This is a genomic window from Tenacibaculum profundi, assembly GCF_052050075.1.
Classification (GTDB): Bacteria; Bacteroidota; Bacteroidia; order Flavobacteriales; family Flavobacteriaceae; genus Polaribacter.
The window spans coordinates 2,017,237-2,029,622 of sequence record NZ_CP197225.1; the positions used below are offsets into that span (position 1 = coordinate 2,017,237).

Annotated in this window: 5 protein-coding genes; all 5 read right to left on the reverse strand. The window is 34.1% G+C overall.

The window, feature by feature from the left end; translation table 11 throughout:
- Positions 1-6 precede the first annotated feature (6 nt).
- The 5 genes from ACSIGE_RS08240 to ACSIGE_RS08260 all read right to left on the reverse strand — a co-directional run bounded on the left by ACSIGE_RS08240 (position 7) and on the right by ACSIGE_RS08260 (position 12,280).
- A complete protein-coding gene (locus tag ACSIGE_RS08240) occupies positions 7-351 on the reverse strand; it encodes a toxin-antitoxin system YwqK family antitoxin (protein ID WP_440879396.1) in 345 nt (114 codons plus the stop codon).
- Positions 352-773: 422 nt separating this feature from the next.
- A complete protein-coding gene (locus ACSIGE_RS08245; protein WP_440879397.1) occupies positions 774-2,840 on the reverse strand; it encodes an OmpA family protein in 2,067 nt (688 codons plus the stop codon).
- A gap of 11 nt (positions 2,841-2,851) precedes the next feature.
- Complete coding sequence (locus ACSIGE_RS08250) at positions 2,852-3,775, reverse strand: PorP/SprF family type IX secretion system membrane protein (RefSeq protein ID WP_440879398.1); 924 nt, start codon at positions 3,773-3,775, stop codon at positions 2,852-2,854.
- Positions 3,776-3,814: 39 nt separating this feature from the next.
- Positions 3,815-6,736: a DUF7507 domain-containing protein gene (locus ACSIGE_RS08255; RefSeq protein ID WP_440879399.1), complete on the reverse strand. Its 2,922-nt coding sequence runs from the start codon at positions 6,734-6,736 to the stop codon at positions 3,815-3,817.
- A 135-nt stretch (positions 6,737-6,871) separates the two neighbouring features.
- The gene (locus tag ACSIGE_RS08260) at positions 6,872-12,280 is read right to left on the reverse strand and encodes an Ig-like domain-containing protein (protein WP_440879400.1); all 5,409 of its coding nucleotides are present in this window, start codon (positions 12,278-12,280) and stop codon (positions 6,872-6,874) included.
- Positions 12,281-12,386: the final 106 nt, after the last annotated feature.

Consider the following 12,386-nt stretch of genomic DNA (forward strand, 5'->3'; position numbering starts at 1 on the left):
AAACTTCTACTTAATTGCTATTTTAGTTTCTTCTCTCCAATTTTGCACGCTAGCTACCATATTATTTTTGTAATTCACTTCTCTCAATCCATCCTTGTGCCATAAAAACCATTTTCCGATTTTTTTTCCATTTTTGTAATGCGCGATTGCTGTCTTATTGCCTCTTTCGTCAAAACTGAGCCAAGTCCCTTCTAATTTTTTATTTTTAAAAAAACCTTTCTCTCTAACTGTTCCATCTTTATAGAAATAGGTAACTTCTACAAGGTCTCCAACACTCTCATATTTAGGTTCCGTTTGAGCCTGTAAAGAAAAAACAAATAGAAGAAAAGCATAAAATACCACTTTTTTCATATCATATATTTTTATTGATTAACATCTAGTTAAACAAATATACTATATATTTCACACTCAAGCAACGTTTTGGTAACATTAATTTAACATAAGATGTTTAGTGATTTTAAAACATGAAGATATATAGCTAAATTCAACGCTTTAACAGTTCCTTTTATAAAACAAATCTTATTATTGAATAGGTTTCGATGTGTTCTTATTAAAATTGCATTGAGAATAGCATTTTAAAAATGGAATCTATTATAATTATACAAAATAAAACACTGACTTTTAACTATAAAATTGAAACAACCAATAGGACAAATAAAATAAATTATCTAGAATTAATCCATTTAAAAAACAAAAAAGTCGTTTGAGTAAACAAACGACTTTCAAGGATAATGGAGGTACATTGACCAATGTTATTCTTTCACAAGAGAAAACTACATGTTCCCTCTTAATTTTTTGATTTTAGATCTTCTTTTTTCAATTTCTTTTATTGCTTTTTGTCTTTCTCTTTCTGCCCTATCTATAATTGATTCTTTTCCTTCAACGATTATAAAATAAGATCTTCTATTTAACTGATGTTCCTCCTCAGAACACTTACTTTGATTCTTATCGTTGCAGTTATTCAATAATTTAGATTCTCCAAACCCTTTGGCGCTTCTTATTCTTTCTGAAGAAACACCTCTTTTAACAAGATAATTTCTAGTTGAGCTTGCTCTATTTTGAGATAACTTTAAGTTATAAGCAGCACTACCCCTACTATCTGTATGCGATTCTATTTTTATCACCAGTTTGGGATGATTTTTCATAACTCGATAAAGTTTCTCTAATTCGTATTTTGCATCCTCACGAATTTTATATTTATCTAAATCAAAATAAATAGGTTTTAACTCTATTCTATCTCCAACAACCAACCTATCTAAAACAACATTAAAGCTTTCTATTTTATCCGAAGTTAACTTTAAATCTCGTTTTGAAGGCTCATAATCAAACTTTTTAGCAGTTATCTTATAATTAGTGTTACATGGAACATTATCCAAACTGTATTTTCCTTCTGAATTAGAAAGAACCTCTTCAATAATTTCTCCTTTTTGATTTAGTAAAGAGACTGTAGCAAAAGCGATATTCTCTTTTGAATTTGAATCGACGATATGTCCTCTAATTACAGTATTACATGCTGGCGGTGGTGCATAAATAAAAAAACTATATATATCATCACTTCCTTTTCCTTTATCTCTGTTGGAAGAAAAGAATCCATACTTACCTTCGTCATTTATAAAAAATGCAAAATCATCTTTTTTACTATTTAAAGGCTTTCCTAAATTTACAACAGTATCTTTATTATCAACCCCTTCTCCTATTTTTGTTTGAAAAATATCCAACAATCCTAAACCTGTATGACCATCAGAAGAGAAATAAAAGGTGCCATCTTTTCCTACAAAGGGAAATTCATCCCTACCACGAGTATTAATTTTACTACCTAAATTAACGGGAACCCCATAGTTATCTTCCGCATAAATTTCTACCATGTACAAATCTGTCATACCATGTCCTCCAGGCATATTAGAAGTAAAATACAATACTTTTTCATCTGGACTTAATGCTGGATGTCCAACAGAATATGAATCGCTATTAAAGGGTAACTCAACAACATTAGTCCATACACCATTGATAAAAGAAGCCTTATAAACTTTTAGGTTCACAGTTCTCTTTTTATCCTTTCTAACTCTTTTACCATCATAATTATTTCTTGTAAAGTACATCGTTTTTCCATCTTTAGAAAAAATAGGCTTCCCTTCATGATAATCCGTAGTGACCGGATAATTAAGTATTTCAGCTTTACTTAAAGTTAAAATTGTATCATTTTTACTCCATTCTAAAGATTGTACTCCTGTCTTTGCTTTAAAAATATTTAAAAAAGGTTCTTTATTCCAAGCATAAATCTTCTGCTTCTTCTTTGCTTGTAAAGCAGAGGAAGTAAAATAGGCATTTCCATCTAAAATAAAACCACCATAATCAGAATACTCAGAATTTACAGACAAATTATTTATACTAATTCGCTTCTCTTTCATCTTAGAGTGTTCAAGGATATAATCAGAGCTTTTCATTCCACTTTTTGTAATATCTTCAGATAAAGAGCTTAAAGATGCCAAAATGGAATCAGACTTTGTATAGTTCCCTACACTTCTTAATACTTGAGCGTATTTAAACAGATAATCTTCAGACAAATCTTTTTTATACTTATTAACAAGTTTAGTATACCAAATCTCAGCCTCTGTAACATCTGCATTGTTATAATATGAATCTGCTAATCTAGACAATAAGTGCTTTGAATCATCACCTTTTTTATTATATATTTCTTTGTATAACTCAGCTGATCGAACATAAGAAAACTCATCAAAATACCTATCTGCTACCCTCCTACTTTGTGCGTAAAAATTAATACTACCCACAAATAAACAAAGAAAAAATAATTCTTTGCCTTGTCTTATTTTTATTTTCATAAATAGTTCTATTAGAAAAATCTTGGTGATCTATACGTTAAATCTTTAAAAATATCATAACGTATCATAATTTCATGTGTTCCAGAATTGGTTACGTTATAATTAGAAGTAGTAAGATCATATGCATACCCAATTAAAAATGATTTGCTTACTTGAAATCCTAACAAAGCACTTATCGAGTCATCCCATCTCCATGCGAGCCCAGCTCTAAACTTTTGATTAAACATTGCTGTAACTGATATATCCAAAGATAATGGAGCTCCTGATACGGCTTTTAAAAGAGTTGCTGGTTTTAACCTAATACTTTCCGTTACATCAAACACATACCCTCCGATAAAGTAGAAATGCATTCTCTCTACTGCTGTCGTTTGGAGCGATTGTAGGTTGCCATCATAGTGTTCAGACTTTAAAAAGTTAGGAACAGATAATCCTACATACCATTTTGGTTCATGATAGTAAACTCCAGCTCCTACTGTTGGTAAAAATCTACCACTAATATTATTGGCAAAAATTGGCTCATTTTCATCTACTTGACCTTTTGACCAATCGATATTTAAAATTCTACCACCAAGCCTTAATCCAAAAGCAAGATTACCTTGCTGACCTGTTTCAATATTATATGAACCATTTACATCAAAATAAAATTCATCTGAAGGCCCTATTTTATCATTTAACAAATTAATACCTAAACCAAGACCTGAGTAACCTAGGGGTGTGTCAAAACTTAAATTTTGAGTATCCGGAGCCCCATTAAAACCGACCCACTGTGACCTACCAAGCGCTGTAATCACTCCATGTCCTCTTGAACCTGCATAAGCAGGGTTTACACTCATTGTATTAAACATATACTGAGTATAATGAGGATCTTGTTGAGCACAAAGCTCAACAAGACCTATTATTGTAAGAAAAAAATATAATCTTATTATTATCTTCATTTTTTCAATCTATTTTGAAAATTTCACAACTAGGTAAATTTATCTGTTAAGATATAACCAACCTTTTAACACATCACTTCCGTTACCTAAATCAATCATATAAAAATATGTTCCCGTTGGCAACTCCTCATCTACTCTTACATTTACTCTTCCTTTAGATTTCCCAGCGAATAAAATTGTAGAATTATTGTATCCTTCAATACTATATACGAGGTTACCCCATCTGTTGAAAATCTCAACTACATTTTCAGGATAATCTCTAATACATTCTATTTTAAAATATTCGTTAACACCATCTCCATTCGGACTAAACTCGTTATAAATTTTTATACACGAATCTAATATTAGATGAGTTACATCATTTGTAGGATCACCATCAGGGTTTATATCACTTTCTTCTGTTAACGGATCTTCTATAATTTCTCCAAATTCATCTGTCCCAGCATCTGAAACCACCGTGACATCATCTATTCCTTCTGGACTATCTCCTGTAGCTGTAGCTGAATTACTATAACTTCCATTATAAATATTTATTTCATTTACGGCGTATTGAGCTTTCACTGTAGCTGAAGCACCTGGAGCTAAACTTGCAATAGGGTTACCTGAGATTATCGTCGCTCCTGGATCCTCTATCTCAATATTAGAAAGAACCGTGTCTCCAGTATTAGTTACAACTAACTCGTATTTAATTAATGAACCAACACCATATGGCCCCACAGAAGTTACACTTTTAATGAGAGTCATACTTGAATCATTTACTCCTCCGTTGGATGAGAGATCGATAATTGTCGCATCATTTGTTGGATCATCATCAGTATCTGGACCGTCAATTTTTAATGGATCAGGAATAACATTTCCTTGTTCATCTGTACCAGCATCTGAAATTACAGTTATGTCGTCTGTTCCATTAGTACTATCTCCAATGGCAGTGGCTGAATTACTATAACTTCCGTTATCAACATCTAACTGAGTAATCACATACATAGCTGTTACAACAAGTGATTCACCCGGAGCTAAGTTTGCTATAGGATTTCCAGAGGTTATGGTAGCTCCATCATCTATTACTTCTATATTAGATAACACAACATTTCCTATATTAGTAACCACCAATTCATAAGTTAAGGTATCACCTAACGAATATGGGCCAGTAGAGGTAACACTTTTAATCAAAGTCATAGCTCCACCTAAATTTAAAACAGTTGCGTCATTGGTTGGATCATTATCAGTATCAGGACCATCAACTTCTAAAGGATTTTCAATCTCATTTCCGTTCTCATCTGTTCCTGCATCAGAAATCACAGTAACGTCATCTACTCCAGTTGTACTATCTCCTGTAGCTGTTGCAGAATTACTATATTTTCCGCTATCCAGATCAGCCTGAGTAATTGTATAGGCCGCAGTTACTACTACTGAATCACCTGGAGCTAAAATAGCTATTGGATTTCCTGAAATTATAGTAGCCCCTGGATCTTCAACTTCAATATTACTTAAAGTAACTGTACCAGTATTAGTAACTACCAAATCATATGTAATCGTAGAACCAGAAACATAAGGCCCACTTGAACTAATGCTTTTTATTAAAGTCATACTTGATACACTCTCATTGGTAATATTAATAATTGTAGCATCATTTGTAGGATCATTATCAGCATCAGGTCCGTCTACATTTAGCGGATCGATAATTTCATTCCCGTTTTCATCTGTTCCTGCATCAGAAACCACAATAACGTCGTCTACTCCAGTTGTACTATCTCCTATAACCGTTGCAGAATTGCTATAACTACCTTTATCAACATCTTCTTGAGACAATGTATAGCTCGCTTCAACTACTACAGATTCTCCTGGTGCTAAACTAGCAATTGGATTTCCAGATGTTATTGTTGCTCCTGGATCAGTAACTTCAATATTACTTAAAGTAACCATACCTGTATTGGTTACTACTAACTCATAAGTTAGTTTAGAACCTACAGTATACGGTCCATTAGATGTAATACTTTTAATTAATGTCATAGCAGGATTTTGATCTTTTGATAAATCAAGATCCGTTGGATCATTTGTTGTATCGGTATCTGAATCAGGTCCATCTACATTTAATGGATCTACAATCTCATTTCCATTTACATCTGTTCCTGCATCTGATATCGCCATCACATTATCTTCACCTCCAAGGCTATCTCCTATGGCTCTTGCCGTATTTCTATAGCTTCCTTTGTCAATATCTGCTTGTGTCAAAGTATAACTGGCATTAACAATTGAAGATTTTCCAGGAAATAAGCTTGCTATTGGATTCCCTGATGTTATTGTTGCTCCTGGATCTGTTATTTCTATATTAGATATGATTTCATCTCCTGAGTTAGTAACTTCTATCTCATAATTAATAACTGTACCAACCGAAAACTCTGAAGGCACGTTTACAACAGATTTAATCACTTCTAATGAAGATTCTGATGTGTATGTAAAGAAACTTGTATTTCCATCTGCATTAGTATCTGTTCCTAACGCTGATATATTGGCATTAAAACCATTTAAACTCTCAGCTCTTGAAGAGTTTTGAGTCACTTTTACCGGAAAACTTATTTCTCCTAAGAAATCTGCTGGAATCACTTCCTTCTGTCGAAATGTAATTATATTATCTGTAGTATTAAATTCAATATCAAATAATGAAACTACGTTTACTCCGTTCGAAGTACCAGTAATATCTCCTATTACACCATTTAAAGTAATATAATCTCCTAGGTCAAGAACTACTTTAACATTTGGTTGACCTCCAAATACAGACGCTTCAATGTCTGTTCCTGACATTTCCTGAATTCTAAAACTTGCTACTCCTTGTCCTAAGTTCTCAACCGTTCCCAATGGAGCAGGGGTAATAAAACCATCCTGCAAACTTATTGATTGCGAGAAACCAACTTGAGAAAATATTAGAAACAAAAAAGCACATAATTTAATTATCCCCCCCATATATTCATTATGTTTATTTTTATTATTTTTTATATACTAAAATCCTTTAAAATTAAAAGAAGCATATTATACTTCATTTTATATTATAATGTTAGCACCAGAGAGCTTACAACCAGTGCTAACATTTTAAAAGATTTATTCTTTATTACTATACTTTATAGTATCAGAGTCATTATCATTACTCCTATTAACCTGACCACCTGAGTTACCTCTAATTGTAGCTTTTAATGGTCTTTCTCCTCTTGAGTTAGCTGGAGAAACAAATTTTGCCTTAACTCCAATTCTTGAGAATGTATTTCCAGCAAATATTTCTCCGTTTCCGATGTATGTAAACTTATGAAGGCTACCTTCTAATACATGTTCCCAATCAGCGTTAGAAACAGTCTGACCATTTAACTCGGTTAATGAATCTTCATATGTAAATTGAAAGTTTTGACTATCTGAAATTCTGAATTCAACCTTATTCAAACCATTTGAATCAAATCCATTTCCTTCACCGATAAATATTACAAAATCAATGTCGCCTCCAGCTCCTACAATATTTGTTTCTCTTGTGATTACAGAAATTGTATAATCTGGAGCCATAAATTTCTTAACCAAAATAATTACTGTAGCAGTATCACATGCTTTAGGTGTACCGCTATCGCATATTTGATAAGTGAAACTATCTTGACCACTAAACCCTGGCTTTGGTTGGTAATTAAATGTCCCGTCTGATTTTATAGTTAATGTACCATTACTAGGATCTGTATTTAATTCTACTGTTTGGTCATGTCCTTCGGGATCAAAATCATTAGCCAACACATTCCCTGCAATATTATTATTTGCGATGTCAGCAGTAGTAACAAAAGCATCGTCATTCGCTACCGTAATATTCCCAGACTCTTGATTAACTTGGATTTCTACCGTAGCTGTATCACATAATGGTGTAGGATCCGCATCATCACAAACAGTATACGTAAAGCTAACCGTTCCTGTAAAGTCAGGTACTGGTTCATAGGTAAATGTACCATCTGAATTCAATGTCAACGTTCCACTACTAGGGTTTGTGTTCGAAGTGATCTTTAACGCATCTCCATCTGGATCAAAATCATTACTTAATACATTAATTTTTACGGGTACTCCTTCCTCTGTTATTGCTGTATCTGCATTCGCAATAGGAGCATTATTTGATGAAGTTGCATCCGGTAATACTTCAATAAATACGATTGCAGTATCACATGCTTTAGGCGTTCCATCGTCACAAACCTCATAAGTAAAACTATCTTCTCCTACAAAATCACTTGCTGGAGTATAGGTATAATTACCATTAGCAAAAACTGTGAATGCTCCCCCATTAGAAGTTGTACCACTTGCCTGCTCTGTTGCCAACTGTGTATCTCCCTCTAAATCATAATCATTCGTCAATACATTTCCACTAACAGTTGTACCTTTATTAGTATTCACTATATCGTTAACCGCAACAGTTGTATTTGCTACGCCTCCTACTGTAATTATTACTGTAGCTGTATCACACGCAGGCGAAGCATTCTTGTCACAAACAGTATAGGTAAAACTATCAGTCCCAATAAAATCAGATGCTGGTTCGTAGGTAAACGTACCATCTGGATTTAAGTTTAATGTACCATTACTTGGATTTGTATTTGAAGTAATTTCTTGTTTATCCCCTTCTGGATCAAAATCATTTGCTAACAAATCTCCTCCTGTTAATACTGTACCTGGTGTTGTAGTAAATGCATCATCATTCGCTACTGTAATATTCCCTGTATCTGGATTAACATTAATTTCTACTGTGGCTGTATCACATAAAGGTGTAGGATCTGCATCATCACAAACAGTATACGTAAAACTATCCTTCCCAATAAAATCAGGTGCTGGTTCATAGGTAAATGTACCATCTGAATTCAAGGTCAATGCCCCATTGCTAGGATTCGTATTTGAAGTAATTTTTAATGTATCCCCATCTGGATCAAAATCATTACTTAGTACATTAATCTTTACAGGTACTCCACCTTCTGTTATTGCTGTATCGGCATTTGCAATAGGTGCTTCGTTTGCCGCTGTACCAGAATCTAATACCTCTATAAATACTTGGCCTTCATCACATGCTTTAGGCGTTCCATTATCACAAACCTGATAGGTAAAACTATCTTCTCCTACAAAATCACTTGCTGGAGTATAAGTATAATTACCATTAGCAAGAACTATGAATGTCCCCCCATTAGAAGTTGTACCACTAGTCTGTTCTGTTGCCAACTGTGTATCTCCCTCTAAATCATAATCATTCGTCAATACATTTCCACTAACTGCTATATTTTCATATGTATTAACTATATCATTAACCGCAACAGTTGTATTTGCTACGCCTCCTACTGTAATTATTACTGTAGCTGTATCACACGCAGGTGAAGCATTCTTATCACAAACAGTATAGGTAAAACTATCAGTCCCAATAAAATCAGATGCTGGTTCATAGGTAAATGTACCATCTGGATTTAAGTTTAATGTACCATTACTTGGATTTGTATTTGAAGTAATTTCTTGTTTATCTCCTTCTGGATCAAAATCATTTGCTAACAAATCTCCTCCTGTTAATACTGTACCTGGTGTTGTAGTAAATGCATCATCATTCGCTACTGTAATATTCCCTGTATCTGGATTAACATTAATTTCCACTGTGGCTGTATCACATAAAGGTGTAGGATCTGCATCATCACAAACAGTATACGTAAAACTATCCTTCCCAATAAAATCAGATGCTGGTTCATAGGTAAATGTACCATCTGAATTCAAGGTCAATGCCCCATTACTAGGATTCGTATTTGAAGTAATTTTTAATGTATCCCCATCTGGATCAAAATCATTACTTAGTACATTAATCTTTACAGGTACTCCACCTTCTGTTATTGCTGTATCTGCATTTGCAATAGGCGCTTCATTTGCTACAGAACCATTTGATAGTACTTCAATAAATACTTGGCCTTCATCACATGCTTTAGGCGTTCCATTATCACAAACCTGATAGGTAAAACTATCTTCTCCTACAAAATCACTTGCTGGAGTATAGGTATAATTACCATTAGCAAGAACTGTGAATGCTCCCCCATTAGAAGTTGTACCACTAGTCTGTTCTGTTGCCAACTGTGTATCTCCCTCTAAATCATAATCATTCGTCAATACATTTCCACTAACTGCTATATTTTCATATGTATTAACTATATCATTAACCGCAACAGTTGTATTTGCTACGCCTCCTACTGTAATTATTACTGTAGCTATATCACACGCAGGCGAAGCATTCTTATCACAAACAGTATAGGTAAAACTATCAGTCCCAATAAAATCAGATGCTGGTTCGTAAGTAAACGTACCATCTGGATTTAAGTTTAATGTACCATTACTTGGATTTGTATTTGAAGTGATTTCTTGTTTATCCCCTTCTGGATCAAAATCATTTGCTAACAAATCTCCTCCTGTTAATACTGTACCTGGTGTTGTAGTGAATGCATCATCATTCGCTACTGTAATATTCCCTGTATCTGGATTAACATTAATTTCTACTGTGGCTGTATCACATAAAGGTGTAGGATCTGCATCGTCACAAACAGTATACGTAAAACTATCCTTCCCAATAAAATCAGATGCTGGTTCATAGGTAAATGTACCATCTGGATTCAAGGTCAATGCCCCATTGCTAGGATTGGTATTTGAAGTAATTTTTAATGTATCTCCATCTGGATCAAAATCATTACTTAGTACATTTATCTTTACAGGTACTCCACCTTCTGTTATTGCTGTATCGGCATTTGCAATAGGTGCTTCGTTTGCCGCTGTACCAGAATCTAACACCTCTATAAATACTTGGCCTTCATCACATGCTTTAGGCGTTCCATTATCACAAACCTGATAGGTAAAACTATCTTCTCCTACAAAATCACTTGCTGGAGTATAGGTATAATTACCATTAGCAAGAACTGTGAATGTCCCCCCATTAGAAGTTGTACCACTAGTCTGTTCTGTTGCCAACTGTGTATCTCCTTCTAAATCATAATCATTCGTCAATACATTTCCACTAACTGCTATATTTTCATATGTATTAACTATATCATTAACCGCAACAGTTGTATTTGCTACGCCTCCTACTGTAATTATTACTGTAGCTGTATCACACGCAGGTGAAGCATTCTTATCACAAACAGTATAGGTAAAACTATCAGTCCCAATAAAATCAGATGCTGGTTCATAGGTAAATGTACCATCTGGATTCAAGGTCAATGCCCCATTGCTAGGATTGGTATTTGAAGTAATTTCTTGTTTATCTCCTTCTGGATCAAAATCATTTGCTAACAAATCTCCTCCTGTTAATACTGTACCTGGTGTTGTAGTGAATGCATCATCATTCGCTACTGTAATATTCCCTGTATCTGGATTAACATTAATTTCTACTGTGGCTGTATCACACAAAGGCGTAGGGTCTGCATCGTCACAGACAGTATACGTAAAACTATCAGTCCCAATAAAATCAGATGCTGGTTCATAGGTAAATGTACCATCTGGATTCAAGGTCAATGCCCCATTGCTAGGATTGGTATTTGAAGTAATTTTTAATGTATCTCCATCTGGATCAAAATCATTACTTAGTACATTAATCTTTACAGGTACTCCACCTTCTGTTATTGCTGTATCGGCATTTGCAATAGGTGCTTCATTTGCTACAGAACCATTTGATAGTACTTCAATAAATACAATAGCTGAATCACATGCTGCTGGATTAACATTGTCACAAACCTGATAGGTGAAACTATCTTCTCCTACAAAATCACTTGCTGGAGTATAGGTATAATTACCATTAGCAAGAACTGTGAATGCTCCCCCATTAGAAGTTGTACCACTTGCCTGCTCTGTTGCCAACTGTGTATCTCCCTCTAAATCATAATCATTCGTCAATACATTTCCACTAACTGCATTGCCCGCATAAGTATTATTAAAATCGTTAACTGCTGTAGTTGTATTCGTTGTCCAAGTAAAAAAGGCAGCATTCCCCTCTGCATTTGTATCAGAACCAAGAGCAGCAATATTAGCATTAAATCCATTGTTTGCTTCAGCTTCACTTGAGTTTTGAATTACTTTTATAGGAAAGGTAAAAAGTATATTAGCATCATCAGGAATATCTTCACCTGTTTGTTCAAACTTTAAAATACGACTTGTTTCATCGTAACTTCTTGTAAAAATAGAACTTCTATCATCCCCTGATCCTGCATCTACAATTGTAATAGTACTTAAAGACGCAATTCCATTTGGAAGATCTATCCAATCTCCTAAATCTACCGTAATCGTTACATTCGGTTGACTCCCAAAAACAGGAGAGGTAACAGGACTTCCTGAAGTCTCTTGCAATCTAAAACTAGCTTGTCCACTACCATTTACCTGAACAGACGGCAATGGCGCAGGGCTAATTGATGCATCCGTTAAATTAACGGACTGGCCATATCCTATTTGGACACAGCACAAAAATGTTATTAAAAAAGTAATTTTTCTTATCATACGAAAACATTTTAAAATTATTAAACTAAACCTACCTATTTTAAATGCTAATAATTATCCAGTAAACTGTTATCAATCTCCCCCATTACTTGTTGATTACTAATTA

What these genes read in the sequence shown, in the direction of transcription:
- ACSIGE_RS08240 (WP_440879396.1), bottom strand. Translation starts at nt 351, where the DNA reads ATGAAAAAAGTGGTATTTTATGCTTTTCTTCTATTTGTTTTTTCTTTA.
- ACSIGE_RS08245 (WP_440879397.1), bottom strand. Translation starts at nt 2,840, where the DNA reads ATGAAAATAAAAATAAGACAAGGCAAAGAATTATTTTTTCTTTGTTTA.
- ACSIGE_RS08250 (WP_440879398.1), bottom strand. Translation starts at nt 3,775, where the DNA reads ATGAAGATAATAATAAGATTATATTTTTTTCTTACAATAATAGGTCTT.
- ACSIGE_RS08255 (WP_440879399.1), bottom strand. Translation starts at nt 6,736, where the DNA reads ATGGGGGGGATAATTAAATTATGTGCTTTTTTGTTTCTAATATTTTCT.
- ACSIGE_RS08260 (WP_440879400.1), bottom strand. Translation starts at nt 12,280, where the DNA reads ATGATAAGAAAAATTACTTTTTTAATAACATTTTTGTGCTGTGTCCAA.